The sequence below is a fragment of the Actinomyces capricornis genome (assembly GCF_019974135.1).
Classification (GTDB): domain Bacteria; phylum Actinomycetota; class Actinomycetes; order Actinomycetales; family Actinomycetaceae; genus Actinomyces; species Actinomyces capricornis.
Genome location: NZ_AP025017.1, coordinates 1,589,154 through 1,613,411, shown reverse-complemented (window position 1 = coordinate 1,613,411; position 24,258 = coordinate 1,589,154). Strand labels below are relative to the sequence as shown.

Here is a 24,258-nt window from a genome sequence, read left to right as displayed (position 1 = left end):
GATCCTCCATGACAGCCGAGCACAACTACTACCGCGACAGCGTGGAAACCCATAAGAGCCTAGCGGAGACCTATGCCGACGACACGAAGTCCGACGGTAGCGGACACATAGGGAACCCCTGCAGTGGGGCCAGCACGGCGATCACTAATGGCGCCTGGGAGTCCCCCGAGGCCGATCGGTGGGTAGAGGAACTCAACGGTCTGGGGAACAGTATCAAGAACGCTTTTGAGAGTCACTTCACTCACGCAACGGAAGAATATAATGGCGAACCCGAGGAGGTTGAGGTTCCTGGGGATCAGGATTGGAAGTTCTATTGGCTGACTAGAGGAGCCTCGCCCGCCCTTGGGGCGGCAGTCGGATTCGCGGCACCCTACTAAAAGGAATTCATCATGACTAAGGTCACTGTTGATATCGAGCAGCTCCGTGGCGCCGCAACCAGCCTCTCCTCGGCCGCGACGACCATCGAGGAGAAGTACAACACTCTCACGAAGAGCGCTGGCGAGGTTTATATAACCACCTATGCACTGATATTTGTTCCCAGCTATGTGGAGGATCTTCGAAACAAGTCGAAGACACTGGACGCCAAGGTCGATCTGGCAATCCTCATCAATTCAGGCGATACCGGCAATGTGCCCGAGAGTGGCAGTATCTCTTATGAGGTCTCAGGGAACGACCCCACCGACCTGGAAGGAATGCAGACCGCTATCGGCGAGGCAATGGCCGATATGGGTCAGGATATGGCCTCCATCGATGGTGGAGCCGAGGACGATCCACGCATCGCCCTGATGAAGACGTATTTGGAGAAGTGGGGCTCGAACGAGAACACGGCCGGAGCCATGCACTCCCAGTTGGGGCCGGAGGGAACTCTTGCCCTGACGGAATACATCGGGGCGCATGTAGCAACAGACAGTAAACAGAAGGAGAACGCGAAATCCGTTCTGGAGCTGTTGAAATCCTCCCTGAACACGGCGACCAATGGGTGGAGCCCCGAGAAGGCCGAGGAGTTCGGGGAAGAATTAGTTCGGTCGGCGCGCTATCCAACATCAGACCCGAACTCAGTGCCAATTTACCCCAGGCGAACTCACACGGACGGCCTGCAGTGGCTCCTGTACAATAACGATGACGCGAGCGATCCATTCATGCGTGGCGTCGCCGAGAAGATGGACGAGATCCAGCGTCAGGATGCGGAGGCGAATACGACGAACAGTTGGCCGTGGCACGGTGAGCCGCGCTTCTTCTACGAGATGGTTGGCCGTGACGAAGCGGAGTGGAGCGAGGACATCCCGTCAATCGTGTTCCACAATCTGGGCAATCGGCCGGAGCTGTCCTTCGAGTTCTTCAACGGGCACCCGGAGCGGATTGGATACTGGCTCACGGAGCATGACCACTATGCCGCTGGCGGGGACCTGAGCGGGATCTCCTCGGCAATGGCAGCAGCGTCCACCGACCCCGGCGTGAAGGCAGCGCACCCCGCCGAGGCCGCAACCCTCGCCGCTCAGGCGATACAGCGCCTGCCCCACCAAGCGGACACCAGCGCCCTTGCCGGCGGACCTGATGCTGACGTTGCAGGCGTCGAAATGGCCCCGCACCTTGAGCGCATCATGGAGACCTACATGCCATCCGTCGCGTCAGCATATGCCAACGGCAGTGGCGCTCAGCCTACGAAGGACGACGATGGCGACGGTGTCATTGATCTTCGACACACGGTCGCCCCACCAAACGGGGAACAACTCACCGACTCCCCCTGGTTCAGTACGAAGGATCTTGACGTTGCGCTCGGCGTCATCGGCCGGGACCGTCAATCCCTGATTGATATGCGACAGGCAGTGAACAAGGCAGAGGCAGAGGGCGTGACCCCGGAGATGACAGACGATCAATTCACCACCCACGCAACCCAGTGGAGTGCCGTCGAGGGGGCCTTCGCCAACGCTGTGGGAACCGGGGCGATTGAGGATGCCCAGGCGAAGGATGATTATGCCCTGGCGTGGATCGAACTCGGGAAATCGGCAGCCTCCGAGGCAGCAGGGGCTGCAGGCGCCGGAAAGAACCCTGTGACTTCCGTTGGCTCAGGCATGCTCATTGATGAGCTCGCCGAGCAGGCTAAAAAAACATGGGCCAACGGGGCAAAAAGTGAGACGGCTAAGCAGGACGCCATGGCGGAACAGGCACTGCAGGATTACCGCCTGCGTCTCCAGTTCGCCGCGGATGCGGCCGGTCTCAATGGCTATCAGGATGAGAACTCCGGAGTCACCTTGGATGATGTCGAGCCTGACGACATGACCGACGGAGTGGTCACCAACCCCGATGGGACTACTCGCCTCATCACCCAGGAGGAACTTGAAGCCCTTGACGAAGGAGAGCAGAGCGTCGCGCGCAGTTCTCTTCAGAGTCTTGTCGGCAGCCCCCTGGGCGTGAGTGCGAGAGTGCCCTCGACTTTGATCGACACGACTTTCGATCGCATGTTCATCAATAGGTTCTCCTGATGAAAATTTCTGCCGCGCTCTATCGCGCTGTGCTTTATCTTTGCCTGACCAGTACACTCGTGGCAGGATGCTCTCGGGAAACAGTACATCAGCCAGACCCAACTCCACCGCCATCCATGGTCGCGCTCATGCTCACCACCGATGACGTACTAGGTAGCAGTGGCCTGACCGCCCGAAGAACCATTGTGCAAACAACCGGCTGTCCCCAGGCGGAGTCTTTTCTTAACCTTGCTCTGTCGCACTCACCAGAGACTGATGCCACGACAGTCGTGATTGACACAGGTGATGTTGAGGTGATGCAGACCCTGGTACTGGATCTCATCGAGTCGGAGCCCAACCAGCGCTTCCACAGCATCGCCAGCGTCATCTCCTCATGCGACGGCAGAACACTCGAAGCCCCATTCGAAGCTATACCTACAGCAAACACGGACCTGTCGGAGTCCTTCACCCTGACCCCCGCAGAGGAACTTCCCGACGGCATCACCGGATACACCTCCACCGTCACCGCAGGCGACGGGGCCCAGCGCACCTTCCAGCGCATCTACGTCCCCGTCAAGGACAGCCAGGGCAAAACCGGCCTCATCGCCCTGACCACCGCCACCAACGGCAACCAACCCGCCACACCCACCCCCCTGGACCTGCTCGACACCGCCGTACAACGCGCCGACGTCACCATCGACCACGCCGCCCTCGCCGTCCCCTACCCCGAGGTCCCCATTTACGAACCCACCACAGCACAGCCCACCACTGAGCAATCATGATCGACCCAATCGCCCAGAATAAGCACGTCACAGGGCTTCCTCGATGAGAAGACCTGTCGCACTCTACCGTGCTGCGGTCTGTGTGTGCTTCACTAGTGGTGTGCTTCACTAGTGCGCTTCTGGTGGGATGCTCTCGGGAAGCAGTACATCAGCCAGACCCCACTCCACCGGCATCCATGGTCGCGCTCATGCTCACCACCGATGACGTGCCGGGAGGCGACACTCTCGTCGCGCAGAATAATATTGTCGAGACAACCGGATGCCTCCAGGCAGATTATCTTCTCAGCATAGCACTCTCACACACGCCGGAGACCGACGCCACAACAGTTGTGATTGACGCGGGTGATGTTGAGGTGACGCAGACCCTGGTGCTGGACATGATTGAATCCGAGCCCAACCAGCGCTTCCACAGCATCGCCAGTGTCATCTCCTCATGCGACGGCAGAACACTCGAAGCCCCCTACTGGGCAATGCCATCCTCACCACCGACACGCTCAGAAGCATTCACTCTCACACCCAGCGATCAACTGCCCGATGGCGTCACCGGCTACACCTCCACCGTCACCGCCGGCGACGGGGCCCAGCGCACCTTCCAACGCATCTACGTCCCCGTCAAAGACAACCAGGGCAAAACCGGCCTCATCGCCCTGACCACCGCCACCAACGGCAACCAACCCGCCACACCCACACCCCTCGACCTCCTCGACACCGCCACACAACGAGCCAACGTCACCATCGACCACGCCGCCCTCGCCGTCCCCTACCCAGAAGAACCGTTCTATGAGCCCACTACCAGCCAACCCTCCACCGAGCCCACCACCACCGACCAGCCATGAGCACCACAGCCATCAGCCCTGTCCACGACACACCGAGCAATCCGCTCCTTCCTCCGCAGCCCTGTTTCGGAGCCGGGGTACGGCTCAACGACGCCGGTCGGGATCCTCTTCTGCGTGAGCGCGGGACCCCACCCGGGAGCGCTCGTGCCACAGCTTGTTGGTGTCATTGATGGACAACTCGGTCTCGGTCAGCTGGACATCCACCGGGATGCCCGGGCGCCCGCCGACCTTGACCAGGAACTTCCCCCGCCCCGGGGGCTCGGCCTCCCGGCCCGTCGCGGGATCCCAGGCGGGCGGGTCCTGCCACCCGATGAGCAGCTCCTGCTCGGCCCCGGAGAAGGGCACAGCGGCCGTGAGCTGCGGCATCTCCGCCGAGGGCAGGCCGCCACAGATGACCATGCCCGAGCGCTCCACGAAGCCCCGGGCCTTCATCCGGTCCTCCTGGCTGGCCAGGGCCAGCAGGTCGCTCATCGTGTGGGAGATCATCGCCATGCCCACACCCCGCTGCCGGTTCAGGCGCGTGAGGGCGTCCACACGGTCGACCATCCCGCGGCCGGCACGCAGCGCCCGCCACAGCTCATCGAGGATGACGAAGTAGTGGCGCCGGGGCTCCAGCCCGGCATCGGCCAGCGCGTGGGCCACATTGACGGTGCCGAATCCGGCAGACCAGCAGGCCAGCAGGGTGGCGGCCTGAAGATCCATCTCGGAGTCGTCGATCGCGGAGACGTCGTAGACCACCGGGGCATCGCGGCGCATCGGATTCGTGGTCTGGCGCGAGAACGCCTCCCCCAGCCTCCCACCGCCCACCAGGCCGATGAGAGAGGCCTCCAGGCCCTCAGTGATCTCCTTGTAGCGGGCCTCGTCCCCACGGTCCAGGGCCACCGCCCGCACCTGCGGCGGGCCGTCCTGGATGACGCGGAGCAGATCCCCCAGGACGGGAACGCCATCGTGGTGCTCATCGAGATGCTTCAGGGCCCGGTCCAGGATCGTCTCCTCCCGATCCGTGGGCGGGGCCTGGCGCAGGATCGTCAGCAGTGCTGAGACCATCGTGTGCCGGCGCCCGTGAGCATCGGCCAGGACCTGCGCGGCCTCCTTGCCCAGCCCCGCCTCCCGCAGCCGACGGGCCGCCCCCGCCGCCTCCCCCGGATCCAGGATGTTGAGGTAGCCGCGCCCACGGCCCAGGGTGATGACCTGCCCACCCAGCGCCTCGATGAGATCGACATAATCGGGCTTGAGATCGCCCAGAACAATCGGCATGACGCCGTATCCGGCCAGCCCCGTGGCCATGCGGCGCACAATCGTCGACTTGCCCAGGCCCGGCTTGCCCAGCACGAAGGCGCTCGGGTTGGAGATGAGCTTGGCCCGCTGGAACCAGGAGATCGGGTCGCAGCACAGGGTGGCACCGGTGTGCACATGCCGGCCCAGGGGCACGCCCACCATCGGAGTGCCCGTCCCGACGGCGAAGGGCCACAGGCCGCAGACCTGCACCGTGGTGCCACGCCACTCGTCAGCCTGCTGCACGTAGGTCGACGCGCCCCGACCGCGGCCCAGCCACCCCCGCATCGGCGGGCGCTGGGGGCGCGGCTCCCGGGGCTGCTCGCCCTTCATGCCCCCGCCCCTGCGCGGCGACCTCCTGGTACTCACAGCCTCTCCCTCAGCTCCGTAGGGACCTTGATGTGCTTGGGCAGCACGAGCCCCAGCGGCAGAGCCGCCGCGAAGGCCGAGTCCTGGGATCCGTAGACCGGGCGCAGCCGCAGCCGTGCCGTGGCCGCAAGATTATCGATCGCCGCACGGGCGTCCGCCTCCTTGGACAGGTCCGCGACCGTGGCGGTCACCAGCATGCCGAACTGGACCAGGCCCGCACCTGCGGCCTCCTCCTGCGCGGTCGCCGCCGCGGCCCGCACCGCGAGGCTGTCACGCGCCGCCGGCTTGCTCGTCGAGGTCACCCGGAACTCCGCCGCCCGCAGATCCGCCTCGACGATCGCAGCGGCCCTCGCGGCGTCGATCGGCCGGTACAGCAGGGTCACGCGCTTACGGGTGATATCGCGGTGCGGGGCCAGCAGCCGCGCCAGCACCCCGGACTGCACGGTGCCGCGCGGGGCCTGGGTCATCGCCCAGGTGCACGAGTAGGCCGAGTCGTGGCGGTAGCCGCCCCACGAGGCCTGCGCCGCACTGGGCCCCACCTCCGGCCAGGTCAGCTCCACCGTCTGCCCCGCGGCGTGCGCCTCATCAATGAGCGCGGCTGCCGCAGGGTCATAGGCGATCCGCACCGCCTCGCACAGCTCCTGGGCCGTCAACGGGTGGGCGGCGCCCGCGCCCGTGGCCTGAAGCCCGGCGGTCAGGCCCGGCAAACGCGCCGCCAGCTCGCGGCCCATCTCCTCAGGCGCACGCCTCCTGGCCCCCGAGCGCTGCGCGGCGCTGAAGGTGATGGCCACGAAGGCCTTGACCGTGGAGGACCCGGCCGGGTAGCGGCCCACCACCTCCCTGAGCATCTCACGGGCGAAGGCCGGCGCATCGGGGTCGATACTGCCCTCCACCTCCCGGCGCAGGCGCGTGCCCGAATCCGGTGCCGTCTCAATCGTCACCGAGGCGGCCTCGATACCGGGCTCATCCCCGAGATTGGCCAGCCAGTGGCCCCAGTCGGCCACCCACACGTCGATCTGCTCGGAGTCCACCAGGGCGGCGCCGTCGGGCTCAGTGCCGATGACCACCGAGTAGGACCCGGTGGCGGGGGTGTGCAGCAGCGCGAAGGGCCGCCCGTAGGAGTCCATGTGCTCGCTCAGCCGTGTGGGCGCCGCCAGGCCCGGCAGCTGGTAGGTGCCCCACAGCGCGCGCCCCAGCGGCCCGGAGCGGTAGAGGTTCGAGCCGCGCGAGCGCGCCGCCCACCACCCCAGGCGCGCTCCCCCACGGGTGAGCAGGTTGCGGCCGTGGGCGTCCCGGGTGAGCACCGCCAGCATGACCACCCCCAGCACGCCCGCCACGATGACGGCCCGCAGGAGGTCGGCCACCATGACCGTGATGACCACGATGATGAGACCCGCCAGCAGCAGGCCCGTGCCCACCGACCCCAGCCCGAGGATCCCCGGCGACGACGGCCGACGCCAATTCCCGTAGGTCCGCGGAGTCCTGCTCGTATCAACGGCTGCCACTGGGACCGTCCTTCCCCTCACTGCTCGACTGCCCGCCCGGGCCCCTGACCGCCGCTGCGGCCACCTGCCGGGTCTTCCTATCCGCCTGAGGCGCTGGGCCACGACCGGCCGGAGCGGGGGATGAGCCGGCCCCCGTACCACCACCGGCACCGCCCGTGCGCGCGCCGCCGGCATCTGCGGCGCCCGGCCCCTGATCCGCGCTCCGGCCGGCACCCCGGTCCGCACGGCGCCCCGCATCCTGACCAGTGCTCCGGCCGGCGCCCCGGCCTCCTCCAGGACCACTGCCGCCCGATCCGGCGCCGCCCGCCTCGCCGGCCTGCCCTGCCTGCTGGGCGCCGGAGGACTGCGCCTGCACCGAGGCGCCTGCACCGCTCCAGCCACTGCCCGACGGGCTCCATGGGCCCGATCGCCCCTCAGAGCCGGGGAGTCCCGATCCTCCCGCGGCGCCCGGGCCGCCGCCGGCCGCCAGGCGCCCGACCATGGCCGCACCAGTGGGCAGGCCGGCCAGGGCCCCCGCGGCGCCGCCGGTGCCGAGGCCCACCCTCCCCACCACGGGCGTCACGAAGCGCATCAATGCCGGCATCGCGAGCAGGGCGATGATCATGAGCATGAGGCCGGTGAGCACCGCGAGCAGCCCGCTGCCGTCATCGGAGAAGGCCTGCGTGCCCGAGAGCTGGAAGGCGGCCGCATACACGATGGCCGCAGCCGGCTTGTACGCGATGAGCGCCACCAGCCACGACACGCACCTCCGGAACCACGCCTGGCCCATCTGGGTATTGGTGAAGGAGGCGGACAGGGGAAGGATGCCGGCAAGGATGACCAGCATCCCTCCCCGGGCCACCATGAGCATGATCTGCGCGACCGCCGCCAGGACCGCGATGAGGCCCAGGATGATGATGAGCAGGTACCCCAGACCGCCCGCGTGATCGTTGGTCGTCAGCGCCAGGAGCGTGAGCATATTCCGCCCGAAGCAGGCCGAGTCCGAGACGACATCGCAGTTCAAGGAGCCGTTGAGCAGCCAGATCGCGAAGGAGTCCGCCGCCGCCACCAGGAGCCCGACAATCGTCACCCCGGCCCCGGCGACGACCACCAGGGTCAGCAGGCCCCTGACGGTCTCGCGGCCCGGCTCGGCCCGCTGCTCCCATGCCATGCGCGCCCCGCCGATGATCACCGACAGGACGGCTGCCGCGCCCGTGTACCACCAGAGCCCGGACTGAAGGAGCAGCACAGCTCCCCCGGCCCCGCTCGGCTCGGCGGGCATGAGCGCGGAGACGATCGCACTCGACGCCGAGATGAGGACCACTGCGGCCAGGACAAGGCCCGCCCGGCCGATCGCCAGGACTCCCTCGCCCGACCTCATCCGCACCGCCATCATGCCTCCCAGCGCGAACAGGGAGAGGACCGCCAGCGTCAGGCTCACCCACATGACGTAGCCCAGGACGGTCGCGATCCCCTCCGCATCCGGGGCCGCGGATCCGGCCTGGAGCGCCGATCCCCCGCCCCGGCCGCTCAGGTCGGGGGTGCCGATATGGGCCCAGACCGTCCCCAAGGAGGCCACGCTCTTGCCGTAGGCCTCCATGACGGCATTGGCCAGATTCTTGATCGCATCCCCGAAGGCCTCGTCAGCCGCCTCTGCCGCGGCGCAGCGCTCGGGGGATGCCGCCCAGGAGATCGGATCGCATGCCATGAGTCACGAGCCCCAACTGACATAGCCGGCCGCATCAGGCACCGTCACGACGTCGAGCGGGCGCTCCACGGCGGCGCTGAGCCTCCAATCGCCCTGCGACCACTGGAGGTGGTAGACCATCGAGAGCGTGATGTCACGGCCCTGCGTCGATGCCCGCACCGCCAGGTCGACACTGGCCTCCTCACCCGCATAGGACAGGAGGCGGAAGCCGACGATCCGCAGCCGGGCCGAGCCCCCTTGGGGCGCCTGGGAGGCCTCGGCCGAGGCATCACCGAGGAGCTGCTCGCGGTAGGGGCCGGGGGCCAGGAAGTAGTCGATCCAGGTGCGCGCCAGCTCCTCATCGGTCCCGGTGGCCAGGGCATTGGCCGCAGCGAAGACCGCGCCCTCGGGCGAGCGCTGGAAGCAGTAGCGGTACCCCTGCGCACTGGTGGCGGCGGGCCCATAGACCGCTGAGACGGGGTAGGCGGCAGTGCCCTGGTAGTCCCATCGATCGGCCTGCGGGGCGGCCTCCAGACGGGCCGGACCCGGGACCTCCCCGCCGAGGCCGCACACGCTCGCCCCCGCTTCCTCGGGCCCGGGTGCGGCCGCAGCAGTGGCCGCGGCCGTGGCGAGAGCCGGCTCCTGCGTGGGCCCGGCCCCCGGCGGGACGGCGTCGTCCCGGGCGGCCGTGAGGATCCCGACGGTCAGGCCCAGGACGGCGACCAGCGCCACGACGAGGGCCGAGGCGATGAACCCGGGCCGGGTGAAGGGACCGGCCTGAGTGCCGCCCGCATCCGCAGTGGTCATGGTCGGGCCCCTCCGGTCAACCGGCCAGGAAGCCGACCAGGGCCGCCGCGGCCGAGATGACGACGACCCCTCCCAGGGCCATGACGATCTTGCCGACATGCTCACCGCCCTCACCGCGGCGCGACTGGATCGCCATGAGGGCGCCTGCGGCGAACAGGCCCAGGACGCACACGGCCAGCGCCACCCACTTCGCCCACCCCATGACGGCGGTGAAGCCCTCAGTCCCCGGGGGCTGAATGGGGTCCGGGTCGGGAACAGCCAGCACGGCCAGCCTCAGCAGCGGATCACAGGTGCTCATGGGCGCACTCCTCGGTGTGGTGGGGGATGGTCGTCCTATCGGACACCAGGCGGGACAGGTCATCGATCATGCGGCGGGCCTGACGTGGGAGCCGGTCGTGGGCAAGGCCCTGACCCAGGCGCCAGGCCTCCACCCATGGCACCTCCCACACCCGCGGGGCGCCCCCGCCGACGATGCGCCCCAGGTCCCTCAGCGCTTTGGGACGACGACCCGGGGCATCCGCCAGGAGGATGAGGCCCAGCAGGCGGGGGTCGCCCACCGCCCCACTGGCCCACTGCGTCAGCACCGCCTGGGCGCGCGTGAGCCCCTCGAAACCGGTCCGGGCGGTCAGGACCACCGGCGCCGAGGACTCCGCGGGCCAGGAGTGCCCGGCAGCCATCCACCCCTCCTGGAGCGAGGACAGGAGCGACTCCCCCGCCCCTCCGTGCGCACCCAGCACCCACAGGACCGGCCGCTCAGGCCTGGTCACGAGAGGCAGGGCGCCCCTGGCCGGCTGGTCGATGCCGGGCTGAGGAGTGCCAGGCCCCGTCAGCGGGCACGGGGCCGGTAGTGAGGGAGGCGGGGTTGGGAGGGAGGCGGGCCGCCGAGTCACCCAGGGATTGGTGGTCACGGGCGCGGACTCCTTCATGGATGATGAGCTCGTGAAACGATGGCCTCCGGAGTTTACTACAGGAGACACAACCAAGAACAACATATAGAGATGCTTGAGCATCTTCATTACTTGATACGTTTATATACAGCCTTTGTGTATATGGAGAGGAGGAGAGTAGGCTGCCTCGTGGCTCCCGGCCCACTGCGTACGCTCATCGTCGAGCCCGGCCGGCGCCGCCGCCCTGACCACTGGCCCATCAGCCCCCGGAGCCGGAAGGAGCCCCCTGTGCCCCGCAGGCATCGCAGCACCGCGGCGCTGGTCCTGGTGGTCAGCCTCATCGCTGCGGGATGCGCCTCAGGCGACGGCCGTGGGCAGGACGCCCCCTCCATGGCAGCCGGCCCCTCGGCGTCGGCCGATCCTGTCCCGCTGCTGACCACCGAGCCCATGGACGACCTCGGCGCCATCACCCCGAGCTGGTCGGGGACCTACCTCCCACCCACCTGGGACCAGGAGGCCGAGGACGCCGCCGTCCAGCGCGCCTCGCAGACCATGACCGCCTACCTGGCAGGAACCGACCAGGAGACCTGGTGGCAGGGCCTCCTGCCCCACCTGACCCCGGAGGCCCAGGCCGTCTACCGCTACACCGACGCCACCCGTGTGCCCCCGGCCACTGTGGACGCCGGCCGGGCCGCTCTCATCTCGCCCACGGATGAGGCCCACCTCCTCACCGCGCTGGTCCAGGTGCCCACGGACAAGGGCGTCTTCGGCGTCGTCCTGACCCGCCAGAGCGGCAGCGCCTGGCTGACCCGGCGTATCGTCCTGCCAGGGGACGAGATCCCCGAGGGCCTGCTGTGAGACCGGGCGGGCTGCCACTCGTCCTGGCACTGGTGCTGCTCCTGGCGCTCCTGCCCGTCCTCGCCCTCCTCCTGCTCCTGGGCGGGCAGGAGGAGGACTGCACCGCGGGCGCGGGGGCCCGCGCGGTCCTCATCGATGAGCGCGCCGTCGCGGGGGCCTCCGTGCCGGGGTGGGATGCCACCCAGCTCGCCCATGCGGCCACCATCATGAGGGCGGCGGCCGATATGGGCCTGACGCGACGGGACCAGACCATCGCGGTGATGACCGCCATCGGGGAGTCCGGGCTGCGCAACCTGGACCATGGGGATGCCGCCGGTCCTGACAGCCGCGGGCTGTTCCAGCAGCGGGAGACCTGGGGCAGCCTGGAGCAGCGCATGGACCCCTACCAGTCCGCCTCGCTGTTCCTCCAGGCACTGGTGAGGATCACCGAGCGCGACACCATGGAGCCGACCCTCGTAGCGCACCGGATCCAGGCCAACTCCGACCCCTACCACTACGAGTCCTCCTGGCCCGCCGCCGAGGCCATCGTCGCGGCCCTCGACGGCGGCGCCGTCACCGCCTCCACTACCTCGGCCGCCGAGACGAGCAGCGCCGCTGATCTCGCCCGGGCCCAGGAGGGCGCCCCCTACGCCTGGGGCGGGGCGGGCCCCAGCGGGTTCGACTGCTCCGGACTGGTCCACTACGTCTTCTCCCAGCTCGGGATCGAGCTGGAGCGCACCTCCGCCCAGCAGGGGGCGCAGGGCCAGGAGGTCTACACCGGGCCGGGTGCGAGCGCCCCCTGGGATGAGATGAGCCCGGGGGACGTCATCTTCTTCCCCGCGGGCCCCGACTCCTACGACCACATCGGCATCTACGCGGGCGACCAGCGAATGATCCATGCGCCCAATACCGGCGATGTGGTCAAGGAGGTGGATCTGGACTCCTCCTGGCAGGCTCGCTCCTGGAGCGTGCGCCGGATGACCCGGGCCACCCAACCGCCCTCCACCGCCGGGGCCCCGACGGCGCAGTGCGCCTCCACGGCCTCCGGCGCCCCGGTCGCCGTCGGCCCGGGCGGGTGGGCCGCGCCGGCCGCCGGCCCCCGCACCAGCCCCTACGGCATGCGGGTCAACCCGGTCACCGGCGTCAACCGGCTCCACGCCGGCACGGACCTGGCCGGCGGCGGATGCGGCGGCCCCATCCACGCCGCCGCGGCAGGCACGGTCACCTTCGCCGGCCTGTACGACGACGGGACCGGCGCCGTCGAGATCGACCACGGCGGGGGCGTGACCACCGCCTACCTCCACATGGAGGCCTCGGGCATCCATGCGCGGGCCGGGCAGAGCGTCACCGCGGGCCAGCGCATCGCAGCGGTCGGCTCCACCGGGAACTCCACCGGCTGCCACCTCCATTTCGAGGTCCACCTCAACGGCCGGCCCACCGACCCCGAGCCCTTCATGAGCGACCGGGGCGTGAGCCTGGGCCAGTGAGTGCGGCGGTGCAGCGCCGTCATGGACGAGTCAGGACCCGTGAGCACTGGCCGCCGCGTGCCGGGACGGGCAACCGCGCAGCCCGCCCCGGCACGCGCGACGACGGTGCCGGTCCGGCTCAGCAGCCCAGGGCGTTGCGGTCCTCCGGGCCCACCCAGCCCGAGCGGGCCTCCAGGGCGCGGAACCAGCGGGCCAGGGCGGGCCAGAAGGAGATCGGGGGCGCCTCTGCCCCGGGATAGCGCTGGCGCCCCCCGTACTCGTAGTCCTGCACCGTGGTGAACAGGCGGATATCGCTGCCCGTGGGCTGATCCCCGCACAGGAACTGGCCGATCGAGACTACCGAGGACAGTGGCGGGCCATCCAGGATCGTCAGCCCCGCCTCACGGGAGGCCTCCATATGCGTGGCGCGGGCCAGCAGCGTGTCGATGACGTCGAAGCCCACCAGCACCCCGTTCGCGGCGGCGGCAGCCTCCTCAGGATCCTTGCTGTGCGTGGCCACCGCGTGCCCCCGGTTGATCTGGGAGCCGATCCACTCATCCCACGCATCGGTGGAGTTGCGGCGGTTCAAGGGGTAGAGGTCCGGGGCCCCCTCGCGGTGCTCATCCCACCAGGCGGTGGACAGGTCGAAGAGCAGATCCCCGGAGTCGTCACTGACCACCTCGCCCGTGGTCATGTCCACCAGGGCCGGGACCGTCGGCGGGGGCTCATAGCCGGGCGTGCGCGCATAGACCTCCGCCAGGGAGCGGGCCCCCAGCGCGGGGTCCTCCCCCGGCTCGCCGCTGGGGCCCGTCAGCTCCCAGTAGCCGTCCTCCCCCCGGCCATAGCTGGAGGACAGGGGGATGGCATCCATCAGGCCCAGCAGGCGGCGGGCGATGAGAACGCGGCGGGACCATGGACAGCCGGCGGAGGCGACGAGCCGGTAGCGGCCGGCCTCCACGGGTAGGTCGTCGGCGGAGAAGCGGTGCGAGGTTGCGATGGCCATGGGGGAGCCTCCCGGAGGTCGGTCAGGAGCGTCATTGTTGCTCACGGCCCATCATCCCCCGCCCCGCCCCGGCAGTCAGCAGATTCACAGGGGGCGAACCCCCGGATCCCGGGGCACGAGGCCGAAAGGCCCCGCGCCCCGCCAGGGGTCAGGAGAAGCTCTCCTCGATGGAGGCCACGAAGGACAGGGCGTCGTGGTTCTGCCAGCGCGGGTGGGCCAGCAGCTCGCGCACCCGCGCACAGGCGGCCAGGGCCTCATCCCTCTCCTCGCGCTCGGCATGCAGGCGGGCCAGCATGCACAGCGCCCGGGCGGCCGACTCGCGGTCGTCCTTGCTCATGTAGCCCTCATAGGCCGCCTCGCAGTGCTCAGCCGCCAGGGAGTTCTCATCCGTGCGCCACAGGATCCAGGACATGTCGTCATGCCAGTCCCCCATCTCCCAGGCGCTGGAGTAGTTCCCGCCGTCCTCCACCTCGATGAAGGCCGCTCGGGACTCCTCCATGATCTCCACGGCGTCGTCCAGGCGCGAGCGGGCCATGGCCACCGTGAAGTCGTCCACCAGCGCCCGGGCCGCCCGGCGCAGCATGCGGCCGCGGTCGAGCCTCCCCTGATCGGTGCTGGTGTCCTCCAGGGCGGCAGCGCGGCGGAACAGCGCCGAGGACTGGACATTGTCGTCCATGTTGCCCGCCGCCATGGCGGCATTGGTGTAGGCCTCCTTGGCCGCGGCCACCCGCCCCGCGGCCTCCAGGCCCTCGGCGGCCGCCAGGGAGTGCTCCAGGACCCCGGCATGCTCCCCCAGGCCCATATGCACCTGGGCCAGGAACTGGTGGATGAACAGGATCATGCCGGGCACCTGGAGCCGCTCGGCGCGCGAGAGCGCGGACTCCAGCACCTCGGCGCTCTCCAGGTAGCGCTCCCCCACCCCCAGGGCCTGGCCCAGGTTGAGCAGGGAGCCGATGCTCGTGAAGGGCAGGCCCGCGGCCATCATCATGTTGGCGTGCTCGCGGAACTGCTTGACCGCCTCCTCGAACTGCTCGACCTGCATGGAGGCCACGCCCAGCAGGCGGCGGCCGCGCCCGGCCACGAGCAGGGACATCGGCTCGTGGCGGCGCATGACCTCCTCGGCCAGCTGGCAGCCCTCGAACACGTCTCCGCACTCGGCCAGCACCTCGGCGCGCGCCATGTCCACCGCGTCGCGCATGTTCTCGGCGTGCATCTCCATGGGGATGCGCCCCCACACCCGCTCCATGAGGGCCACCGCCTCCAGGGCCTGGTCCTTGGCCTCCAGCTCGGTGAGCACGCTGATGATGTTGCCCAGGGCGTCGGCGGCCAGCACGCAGGCCTCCGCGGAGGGCGAGCCGGACTCCAGGGAGGCGCCGGGGGACCTCTCCGGGCCGATGAGCGCATCGACGCGCGAGGCCACGCTGCGCAGCATCTCCTCGGCCCGCTCCAGTCGCGCCGCCCGCTCCTGGGTGGCGTCGCGGCCGGACTGGCGGTCGGCGGTCATCTCATCATCGAGGTTGGCGATGTCGATCTCGACGGCGCCCAGCACCCCCACCTGGCTCTCGCGCATCGAGCGGATGCGCAGGCGCTCCTCGATGGCCCGGTCGTACTCGGTGCGCCGGGAGTAGGCGTTGGCGCGCAGCAGGGAGGCCTCGATCTCCAGGCCGTCGGGGGCGCGGCCGGGCTCGGGCAGCAGGCTGTGGGCGGCCGCCTGGTCCACGATGTAGAGGTGCTCGGTGTCCACCCCCACCCGGCGCAGGGTGCGGGCGTAGCGGCGCACGGCGTCGTCGGCGTCGGCCAGCGGGGCGGGACGGGTGAGGTCCACCAGCGGGAAGGGCTCATCGGCCTCCTCCAGCGGCCCGGGGCCCGCAGTCTGCCCGGGCTCCTCCTCCTGGCCCAGGGAGACCATGCCCAGGGCGGAGGAGAAGCCGAACTCCTCCCCGGCGCCGGCCTCCACCGGCTGGCAGGTGGGGACGGCCTCGGGCAGCTCCTCGGGGGTCTCCAGCAGCTCGACCCGGGTCCCGGCGTCGGCGTGCTCGGCGAAGGAGGCCCGTGCCAGGCTGCGCTCCAGGTGGTCGGAGATGGTGGTGTTGCCGTTGCGGGCGTCAAAGGAGGCGGCCAGGCGGCGCGCCCAGCCGGAGAACTCGGCGTAGGCCTGCGAGATCGTCGTCTCGGCCGCCAGGGTGGGCTGGGGTGCCCACAGGGTCTCGGCGGGCACGACGACGCCCAGGGCCTCCTCGCCGCGGCCGAAGCGCTCGGCCTCCCGCAGCACCAGGCTCATGCCCCGCAGGGCCCCCAGCAGGGCGTGGGCGGACTCGGCCTGGTCCAGCCAGGAGATGTGGCGGCGCAGGATGTCCAGGCCGCGGTCGATCTTGCCCACCAGGGCCAGGTACTCCAGGTGGTAGCCGATGGAGACCAGGGCATTGGGGTGGCGGCGGATCTCGCGGTAGGAGCGCAGGTGCGCATCCCAGGCGGCCTTGGGCCGCCCCGAGGCCAGCAGGGGCAGCAGCACCAGGGACTGCATCATCTGGGGCTGGACCCGGCACCCCACATCCTCGCGCAGGATCGGCACGGCCGTGCCCACGGCCAACTCCCAGTCCTCGGTGCGGTAGGCAAAGGCGACCTGGCGCATGGGGTCGCAGCCCTCGCAGTCGGAGTTCTCATCGCGGGGCGTGGCCCGCCAGGCGGCCAGCTCCTCGGCGGCCTCCTCCTCCAGGCCCAGCAGTCCGGCCACCGAGGCCCGCTCGCCGTGGACCACGTGCATGGAGGCCCCCTCGGAGCGGTAGAACTCCTCCAGGCTGGCCTCCAACTGGCGCACCTGATCCTTGGCCACCTTCGGGTTGGCCGCCGCCACCGCCACGGACCACTTGAAGTGCCAGTGCAGGGTGCGCACCTGGTCGGCGTCGAACAGGTCGGGGCGCTCCTTGTAGCGGGCGAGGTTCCACACGAAGGGCGCCAGTGCCTTCCACTCCTCGTTGCCGTGCTGGTAGCCGTCGGTCAGCGCCAGACGGGTGACCACCTGCAGATCCTCCTCGCCCAGCGCATCGGCCCAGGTGACGGCCTCGGCGATGAGTGCGGAGGCCTTGGGGCCGTAGCTCAGGGCATCGGCGTAGGCCAGGCGCTCGAGGATGTCTTCGCGGGTGGTCATGGGTGGGTCCTTCCGATGAATGGGGCCGAGGTGGTCCTGAAAGTCGTGGCGGGCCGGGGCCGCCGGATCGCTGGCGGGCTCATATCGAGTCCGGCAGGGCAGAGTCGAGCAGGGAGCCGAGGGTCTCGGCGGCCCAGGAGCGCTCCTTGGGGCCCAGGGGCTGGCGCCCCAGCAGGAGGCACTGGATGTAGAGCCCCCGCAGGGTGCTGGTGACCACGGCGTCGTCGGCGCGCGCCGTCACCAGGCGCACCACCAGGGGGTTGGTGCGGTTGAGCACGAGCCGGGGCACATGGGAGCCGGCGAAGGGGTCGGTGACCCCCAGCACCTGCGACCACACGCCCGTGGCGGCCTTGCGGGAGGTGCGCGCCGCCACCCTGCCGGCCAGGTCGGGGTCGGGCAGGTAGAGCGCGGGCAGGGTGGCGGGCTCGAAGCGGCGCATGACCACCTCGCAGTCCTCGGGATCAATGGCCCGGGAGGCCATCATGAGGATGTCCATGGCCTCGGCCTCCTCCGCCGGGGAGCAGGGGGAGAAGGCGTCGAGGAGCTCGCCGGGGTCCACCAGGGCGATATCGGCGGCCGGGTCGAGCAGGTCGGTGCGCGCCAGGAAGGCGGAGATGACCTCCTCCTCGTAGGCGTAGCCGGCATTGACCAGGACGATGCCCTGGGAGCCGGCCACATCGGCCAGGGCGCGGTACTGGTCCACGGTGCGGGTGAAGCGCACCTTCTCGCCGCCGGCGGCCAGCTGGGCCAGGGTGCGGGCCCCCTGCGTGGTCTCCACCGGGGCGTGGCGCACGACGAGCTCGAGCATGTCCGGGTCGGTGACCGCCACCGAGCGCAGGCCCACCGCATGGGCCCCCACGAACTCGGCGAAGCGCCCCGGGGCGGTGCGGGCCAGGCGCTCCATCCAGGAGCGCACCGCCGCCCCGATGGCCTCACGGGTCTCGGCGCGCAGGTCGTCGTCCATGAGCTGCTCGCGCGAGGCGGTCAGTCGCAGGTGGCTGGAGTCGGCCACGACGCGCACGAAGTAGGCCCATTCGGGGGCCAGGCCCTCGGCCGAGCGCGAGACGAGCATCCGCTTGACGTAGGCGGTGTGGTGGGAGGTGGCCGTGGGGTGGGCGGCGGTGACGACGGCGGCCAGGCCCTTGAGGCCCGCGGCGGGCACCTCCAGGCCGATGATGTCGAAGGGCTCCCCGCCCAGGTTCTCGGCGCACCAGCGGTGCTGCTCGCGGCGGGTCAGCTCCCAGGGGGCGTCCTGGTGGGCGTGGCGGGTCGAGGTGCCGGTACTGCGCACCTCGACGTCGATGGGCAGCAGGGCGCCGAACTCATCGACCAGGGCCCGCACGGTGTCGGCCTGGAGCCAGGGCTCCCCCGGCAGGCCCATGATCTCCACGCTGGTGCCCGGACTGTCCAGGTTGCCCGGCTCGTGGGGCTCCAGGGCGCGCACCTCGTAGGTGCCATCAGTGCGCCCCCGCCACTCAACGGTGGGGGCGCCGGCCTGGCGGGCCGAGCGGGAGCGGACGAGGATCTCCCCGGAGACCATGAAGCAGGAGAGCATGCCGATGCCGAACTGGCCCAGGTAGTCCCCCCGCGACAGGCCCAGCTCGTCGCGCTTGGAGGAGGCGCCGATGGTGGACAGCAGGCTGGAGGCCTCCTGGAGGGTCAGGCCCACGCCGGTGTCCCGGCAGCTCAGGCTGGAGCCCTCGATGGTGAGGGTCACCCGAGCGGGGCAGTCGGGCTCCTGCTGGCGACGCGCGGCAATAGCATCCACGGTGTTCTGCAGCAGCTCGCGCACATAGACGCGCGGACCCGAGTAGAGGTTGCGCGAGAGGAGGTCCACCATCCCGCGCAGGTCAACCTGGAACGTCGCCATAGGTGTGTGGGGGTTCCTTCCTGTCATGATGTGCAACAGCGCAGAGTCCTAGATTCGACCACAGACGGGCTCCAGGGCAACCCGGTCAGTATCCGCCGCTTGACTGGAAGCCTCATGACAGTTCCCAGCCCGCGCAAGCGCCACGGCAGCACCATCCGCCTCACCGATCCCGCGTGGTCACGAGTCGCCGGGACCGCTGCGGGAGCCGCCACCGCGCCGGGTGGGGCTCTCGCAGCGCCGGGCCGGCACGCCTCAGGCGTCCCCGGCGGCCGGGCCCTCCGGGTCCTGGGCCCCTGCGCCCTCGGCCTGCCCCGGCTCGGGAGCCGGGGCGGGGGCATCCAGGGCCTGCGCGGGCGAGGGCAGATCCAGCTCGGCGAGGATCTCGGTGATGGCGCCGTCGACCCCGCCGATGAGGAAGTCCATGACCCCGGCGAACTGCTCGTCATTGAGCCCGGCCCCCGTGCTGGAGGTGGCCTCCGCGTGCAGCCCCAGCCCGTGCTCGTCGATGACGAGGTAGACGGCGGGCATGATCCGGGAGTCGGCCACCCGGCGGGCCACCGCGCGCACCCGCTCCACGGTCTGCTCATCGGTGGGCAGGGTGGTCAGGTAGCGGCCGTGGATGACGAAGAGCGGGTCGCCGGCGACCTTGAACATGTAGGACACCCCGTCGAAGCCCGAGTAGACGGCGCCCTCGTCGCGGTCGAGCTCATAGGTGTAGGAGTGGGAGGTGAACCAGGCGGCCACCCGGTCCACACTCACCGAGGGGGTCAGGCTCCCCGCGGGCTTGTTCCACCAGGCCATCAGTCATCCCCCCAGGTCACGAGCGCCGGGTAGCGCTCCTCGATATCGGCGAACAGGCGCATGTTCATCCTCATCACCAGGTCCATGAAGGCCGCCAGCTGCTCGTCGCTGCGGCCCTGGGCCACGTACTCGACCATCTGGGTGCCCAGGATGGCGCTGTCCTGCCCCTCCTCGCCCGGCGAGGTCAGGACGGACAGGCGCGGGCCGTAGGTCTTCTGGTGGCGGGAGTCGGCCAGGTCGTGCAGCTCGGGCATCTGCTCGACCGGGAAGCGGCCGCGCCAGTAGGCGCGCGCCAGCAGCAGCTCGCCCTCGGCCTGCATGTAGAAGGCGAAGTAGCAGTTCTCGAAGCCGACCATGATGTCGCCCTCGTCATCATGCTCGAAGACCAGGTCCTCGCCCGTGAGCCAGGACTCGACCCGCTCCAGGGTCACGGCTGGTTGTGTGCTCATACGCGCACCTTCCGTTCAGTGGTGTCCATGATGGCCGACGACGGCGCCGGCCTGCCAGGGGTGGTGTCCCGCCCTGCGGGGCGCCGCCGGCCGTGCACCGGCCGACGGCGCGGGATCAGAACTCGATATCGGCGGCGATGTCCTCCACGCCGTCGGGCAGGGCGCCGGGGGCGACGTCGTTGGAGTAGCCGGTGATGGAGGTGAAGATCTCCTTGGCCTTGGCCTGCTGGAGGGTGGTGATGCGCGAGATGTTGGCCGGGTTGGACATCCAGGCGACGCCGGCGTTGGAGACCTGCATGACGGTCACCCCGTAGTTGGACTCCAGGTAGCCCCCGGCGTCGATGCCCGCCTCGGCGGCCGCCTGGCCCGCGGCGGCGGCCTCGATGTAGAAGTCCATGTCGGTGCGCAGGCGCCCGGAGTTGTCGACCCCTCCCGGCAGCGCGGAGGGGCCCCCGCCCGCGGCGGCGCAGGCCTCGGGGGTGAGCCTGGGGTGGGGGGTCTGGGACAGCGGGGTGTACTGCATTCCCACGCTCATGGGGTGGGTCTGGGTCATTCGCGTGAGCCACTCGTTGGCGGCCGCGTCCCACATGGGGCGCTCCACGCCCAGGACCTTGGCCACGACGTCGGCGGAGACCCCCTCCTGGATGCGCTGGGAGCCGGCCACATAGTCGTGGAAGGAGACCCCCTGGACGGGGGCGAACTCCGGGCCGGAGGTGTCGGCGCCGGCTCCCGGCATCATGCCGGGCATCCCCGGCATTCCGGCCATACCCGGCATCCCGGCCATACCCGGCATTCCGGCGTAGGCCTCGGCCTCCGCCTGGGCGGTGGCAGCGCCGGAGGGGTCGGCGAAGAAGGCGGCCACGGGCCGGTTGAGGGCCACATGCATGTTGACGATGCAGGCCTGGGCGGATTCCACGGCCCCCGAGGGGTCCTGGCCCAGGGAGCGGCAGTTCATGTACTCGCGCAGCGCGTCCGCCACGTTCTCGAAGTGCTCGTTGACGTCGTCGACGGCCACCGACAGGGTGCGCGCCCCGTTGAAGTCGCCGAGCTGGTGGGCCGCGGTGCGGGCCTGACTGATGCCCTGCTCCCAGCGGTAGAGCAGCTGCTGGGCGCCGGCGGCGTCGCCGGCCTCCAGGGCGCGGGCGATGTCGATGTGCCCCTCGAGCAGGCTGCCCCAGGGCTGCCACCAGGCCCGGGCGTAGTCGGCGGCGCCGGGGGGCAGCGTGGCGGGGGCCTGGGGGTACTGGAGGAAGGCGATCTCATCGCCGGGCAGTCCGTGGTCCATGGGGCGGGAGAAGCCGTGGGCGACGTCGACCCGGTAGTAGGTGTCGGGGTCGTAGCCGCCCGAGGAGCCGGAGGTGACATCGGGGGCCTTGACCTGGATGTTGGTCTCGAGGCCCAGGGCGGCGGTGCCCTGGTTGATGGCGCTGGACAGGGCGTTGGCGCCGGCGTTGGCCACCGTCTGCTTGGCTGCGTTCTTCGTGGCGTTCTTGGCCCTCTGGAGGAATCCGGCCATGGTCTGGGTCCTTTCGGGAGGTTCGGTGGGAGGCGGTGGAGGGTGTCCCGCAGGGGGTCAGATGGAGTCCAGGGGGCTGGGGAACTCGGCGGGAAGGCGGTTGGCGGCCTCGATGCGCTGATCCCACATGGCCTCGGTGAAGGTGCCCTCGAGGATGGACTGGGCCAGGGCGTCGCCGGGGCGCATGATGTCCCGGACGGTCTGCAGGAGCAGCTCGCGGTGCTCGGTGTGGCCGGACCGGGTCATCGCCATGATGCTGGTGCCGAGATTGCCCACGGCGTTGAGGTACTCCATCTCGTAGTACTGGGGGGTCACGCTGTCGGGCTGGCCCTGCTCGGTCATGATCGTCCAGGCCTGCTGGATGTCGCGGCGCAGGGCCTCGGCCTGGGTGCGAGCGTAGAAGGGCAGCATCCGGCTCATGACGCGGTGGTGGGAGGTGACGTAGTAGACGTAGTGGACGAACTGCATACCGCCGATGTCGCTCCAGTCCTGCTCGGAGCGCTCCCACTCCTCGTGGCACTCGGCCTTGGCCAGGTCCTCGGCCACCATCGGGGCGGCCTGCATGGCCTGGGAGGGCTGGAAGGTCACGCGCGAGCCGCAGCCCTGGCAGGTGACGTAGACGGCCACGTGGTAGAGCTCGGGCAGGGCCACGGGGGCGCCGCACTGGCTGCAGGTGAAGGTCTGCTGGGCCTGGCGCCAGTCGGCGATGGCCTGGTCCCAGCCGCCCTTGGCCTGGGCGGCCTCGCCCTGGGCGAAGATGCCGTCGACGACCCGCTCCAGGCGGTCCTCGAAGTCGTCAACCCTGTGCTCGGCCTGCTCCCAGTAGGTCTGGAGCAGGGCGTGCTCATCCATGGACACATCGTCATCGTCCAGGTCCTCATAGGGGCCGAAGTGCTGCTCGTAGGCGCGCTCGGCCTTGGTGTGAAGGAACATGATCTGGCGCTGGACCTCCATGCGGAAGGAGCCGACCGAGGCCGGGTCCTTGGCCTGGAGCTCGGCGGCGGTGGGGGCGGCCTCGGCGGCGAACTCGCGGGCGCGGGCCTCCATGCGGTCCATGTAGACCTCCAGGCGCTGGGTCAGGGCCTGGAGCTGCTGCTCGTAGTGGGTGTAGTGGGCCATGTGTGTCTCCTCATGGTGGGGAGTGCTGGAAAAGCAGGATGTGGTCTGGGTGATCGTCTGGGGAGGGTGGTCTGGGATGGTGGGGCGGAGCGGGCCGGCCAGGCCGGTACCGGGGGCCGGTGCCGCGCGGCGCCGGGGCGGGGGGCCGAGGCGTCTGCGCGTCGGCGCAGCTCCTAGGAGCGGTAGGACTGTCCGGGATCGCCCTCCTGGCGCCCCGCGGTGACGAAGACGTAGCCGCAGTAGACGCACTCGGCCAGGTCGTAGGGCTCCTGGCGCCCCGCGCCGCAGCCGGGGCAGGTGCGCACCGTGGCTCCCAGCTCGTCGCGGGCGTACTGGATGGAGGAGGCGGTCGAGGCCTGCCCCTGCTGCTGGGCGCGGCGGCGCATCCGCTCGATGAGGGACTCGCCCATCAGAAGGCCTCCAGGATCTGGGCCTTCTTGGCCGCGTACTCGTCCTCGGTGATGAGCCCGGCCTCGGCCAGCTGCTTGAGCCGCTGGAGCCTGGCCACCGGGTCCTCACCGGCGGCCGGGGCGGCGGGCGCGGGGGCGGCGGGGGCCGGCATCGGCGGGGCCGCCGGGTACCCCTGCGCGGCGGCGGCGCCCTGGGGCATCTGGCCCATCATCATGCCCATGGCCATTCCGGCCTGCGTCCCGGCGCCCACCGCGGTGGAGGGGTCCCCGATGGCCGCGGCCGTCTGGAACTGCTGGAAGCGCTGCATATCCCCGACCATGTTCATCGAGGTGACGGTGTCGTAGTACTTGTTGACCTCATCGGGCAGGGTCACCGAGGCGATGGTGAATTGGGTGATGGACACGCCCAGGTCCTCGAAGTAGGGGGTGATGGCCGGGGCCAGCCTGGCGTTGACGGCCGAGAGGTTGGCGGCGACGTCGCGCACCGAGATCCCGGAGGTGGCCAGGATCTCCCCGAACTTCGCGGCGATGTAGTCGCGCAGCTGGACCTCCAGGTCCCGGATGGACAGGATGGGGTAGGCCCCGGCGTACTCGCGGAAGAAGCGGGCGACGTCGGTCACGCGCGCGGAGTAGGAGCCGAAGGCCCGCACCCGCACCTGCCCGAACTGGGGGTCGCTCATCATCACCGGCGCGGGCGTTCCCCACTTGAGGTCGACGAACTGACGGACCGCGACGTAGAAGACGTCGTAGATGTGGGGGGAGGCGAATCCGTACTTCCAGCCCGCCAGGTCCGACAGGACCGGGATGTTGTGGGTGGGCAGGGTGTGGGTGCCCGGGCCGTAGACCATGGAGGCCTGGCCCCGTGAGAGCAGCAGGGCCGCCTGGTTCTCGCGCACCACCAGCTGGGCGCCGGACTTGATGCGCCCGTCCTCATCGGGGAAGCGCCACAGCACCCACTGGGGGTGGGGGTCGAGGCACTCGATGATCTCTATGAAAGGGAGGCTGCGAGCCATGTTCCTGCTCCTCATCATTGCGCTGGGGATTGCGGTC

Annotated in this window: 21 protein-coding genes; 6 read left to right on the top strand and 15 right to left on the bottom strand. The window is 70.0% G+C overall.

The genetic code is table 11. The annotated features are described in order from the left end of the window. The first annotated feature begins 8 nt into the window (after positions 1–8). The 4 genes from MANAM107_RS06480 to MANAM107_RS06465 all read left to right on the top strand — a co-directional run bounded on the left by MANAM107_RS06480 (position 9) and on the right by MANAM107_RS06465 (position 4,080). A complete protein-coding gene (locus MANAM107_RS06480) occupies positions 9–377 on the top strand; it encodes a hypothetical protein (RefSeq protein WP_223906441.1) in 369 nt (122 codons plus the stop codon). 12 nt (positions 378–389) lie between these two features. Then, the gene (locus MANAM107_RS06475) at positions 390–2,483 is read left to right on the top strand and encodes a hypothetical protein (RefSeq protein ID WP_223906438.1); all 2,094 of its coding nucleotides are present in this window, start codon (positions 390–392) and stop codon (positions 2,481–2,483) included. Between the two features lie 293 nt (positions 2,484–2,776). After that, entirely contained in the window at positions 2,777–3,244 is a 468-nt protein-coding gene (locus MANAM107_RS06470) for a hypothetical protein (protein WP_223906435.1), read from the top strand. A gap of 188 nt (positions 3,245–3,432) precedes the next feature. Beyond that, complete coding sequence (locus MANAM107_RS06465; protein WP_223906432.1) at positions 3,433–4,080, top strand: hypothetical protein; 648 nt, start codon at positions 3,433–3,435, stop codon at positions 4,078–4,080. 84 nt (positions 4,081–4,164) lie between these two features. On the opposite strand, the gene MANAM107_RS06460 is transcribed toward MANAM107_RS06465, so the two are convergent. The 6 genes from MANAM107_RS06460 to MANAM107_RS06435 are packed head-to-tail and all read right to left on the bottom strand — an operon-like array spanning position 4,165 to position 10,469. Beyond that, positions 4,165–5,688 carry a putative type IV secretion/conjugal transfer ATPase gene (locus tag MANAM107_RS06460; protein WP_223906429.1) on the bottom strand — a complete coding sequence of 508 codons (1,524 nt, stop codon included), beginning with the start codon at positions 5,686–5,688 and terminating at the stop codon, positions 4,165–4,167. 32 nt (positions 5,689–5,720) lie between these two features. Then, positions 5,721–7,229, bottom strand: a complete 1,509-nt coding sequence (locus MANAM107_RS06455; RefSeq protein WP_223906426.1) for an SCO6880 family protein — start codon at positions 7,227–7,229, stop codon at positions 5,721–5,723. Then, entirely contained in the window at positions 7,216–8,916 is a 1,701-nt protein-coding gene (locus MANAM107_RS06450) for a hypothetical protein (RefSeq protein ID WP_223906423.1), read from the bottom strand. Before MANAM107_RS06450 ends, MANAM107_RS06455 begins: the two co-directional genes overlap by 14 nt. Positions 8,917–8,919: 3 nt before the next feature. After that, positions 8,920–9,702, bottom strand: a complete 783-nt coding sequence (locus MANAM107_RS06445) for a DUF8175 domain-containg protein (RefSeq protein WP_179901334.1) — start codon at positions 9,700–9,702, stop codon at positions 8,920–8,922. A gap of 16 nt (positions 9,703–9,718) precedes the next feature. After that, complete coding sequence (locus MANAM107_RS06440) at positions 9,719–10,000, bottom strand: hypothetical protein (RefSeq protein WP_179901333.1); 282 nt, start codon at positions 9,998–10,000, stop codon at positions 9,719–9,721. Continuing rightward, positions 9,987–10,469, bottom strand: coding sequence for a DUF6668 family protein (locus MANAM107_RS06435; RefSeq protein WP_223906420.1), 483 nt, complete (start codon positions 10,467–10,469; stop codon positions 9,987–9,989). The genes MANAM107_RS06440 and MANAM107_RS06435 overlap by 14 nt, the downstream gene beginning before the upstream one ends. Positions 10,470–10,877: 408 nt before the next feature. Between MANAM107_RS06435 and MANAM107_RS06430 the strand changes: the two genes are divergently transcribed. Further along, the gene (locus MANAM107_RS06430) at positions 10,878–11,447 is read left to right on the top strand and encodes a hypothetical protein (protein WP_223906417.1); all 570 of its coding nucleotides are present in this window, start codon (positions 10,878–10,880) and stop codon (positions 11,445–11,447) included. Continuing rightward, positions 11,444–12,913 carry an NlpC/P60 family protein gene (locus MANAM107_RS06425; RefSeq protein WP_223906415.1) on the top strand — a complete coding sequence of 490 codons (1,470 nt, stop codon included), beginning with the start codon at positions 11,444–11,446 and terminating at the stop codon, positions 12,911–12,913. Before MANAM107_RS06430 ends, MANAM107_RS06425 begins: the two co-directional genes overlap by 4 nt. 118 nt (positions 12,914–13,031) lie before the next feature. Here MANAM107_RS06425 and MANAM107_RS06420 read toward each other — a convergent pair whose 3' ends face one another. The 9 genes from MANAM107_RS06420 to MANAM107_RS06380 form a co-directional block, all read right to left on the bottom strand. After that, complete coding sequence (locus MANAM107_RS06420; protein ID WP_223906412.1) at positions 13,032–13,895, bottom strand: glutathione S-transferase C-terminal domain-containing protein; 864 nt, start codon at positions 13,893–13,895, stop codon at positions 13,032–13,034. Positions 13,896–14,043: 148 nt separating this feature from the next. After that, entirely contained in the window at positions 14,044–17,043 is a 3,000-nt protein-coding gene (locus tag MANAM107_RS06415) for a hypothetical protein (RefSeq protein ID WP_179900632.1), read from the bottom strand. A gap of 79 nt (positions 17,044–17,122) precedes the next feature. Further along, the gene (locus tag MANAM107_RS06410) at positions 17,123–18,913 is read right to left on the bottom strand and encodes an HSP90 family protein (RefSeq protein ID WP_223906409.1); all 1,791 of its coding nucleotides are present in this window, start codon (positions 18,911–18,913) and stop codon (positions 17,123–17,125) included. 252 nt (positions 18,914–19,165) lie between these two features. Beyond that, entirely contained in the window at positions 19,166–19,714 is a 549-nt protein-coding gene (locus MANAM107_RS06405) for a YbjN domain-containing protein (RefSeq protein WP_223906406.1), read from the bottom strand. After that, the gene (locus MANAM107_RS06400) at positions 19,714–20,163 is read right to left on the bottom strand and encodes a YbjN domain-containing protein (protein ID WP_223906403.1); all 450 of its coding nucleotides are present in this window, start codon (positions 20,161–20,163) and stop codon (positions 19,714–19,716) included. The genes MANAM107_RS06405 and MANAM107_RS06400 overlap by 1 nt, the downstream gene beginning before the upstream one ends. 115 nt (positions 20,164–20,278) lie before the next feature. After that, positions 20,279–21,679 carry a DUF6620 family protein gene (locus MANAM107_RS06395; RefSeq protein WP_223906400.1) on the bottom strand — a complete coding sequence of 467 codons (1,401 nt, stop codon included), beginning with the start codon at positions 21,677–21,679 and terminating at the stop codon, positions 20,279–20,281. Between the two features lie 57 nt (positions 21,680–21,736). Further along, positions 21,737–22,798 (bottom strand): hypothetical protein, encoded by a 1,062-nt coding sequence (locus MANAM107_RS06390; RefSeq protein WP_179901813.1) that lies wholly within the window; start codon positions 22,796–22,798, stop codon positions 21,737–21,739. A gap of 173 nt (positions 22,799–22,971) precedes the next feature. Continuing rightward, positions 22,972–23,208, bottom strand: a complete 237-nt coding sequence (locus tag MANAM107_RS06385; RefSeq protein WP_179901786.1) for a hypothetical protein — start codon at positions 23,206–23,208, stop codon at positions 22,972–22,974. Then, entirely contained in the window at positions 23,208–24,221 is a 1,014-nt protein-coding gene (locus MANAM107_RS06380) for an SPFH domain-containing protein (protein ID WP_223906398.1), read from the bottom strand. The genes MANAM107_RS06385 and MANAM107_RS06380 overlap by 1 nt, the downstream gene beginning before the upstream one ends. Positions 24,222–24,258: the final 37 nt, after the last annotated feature.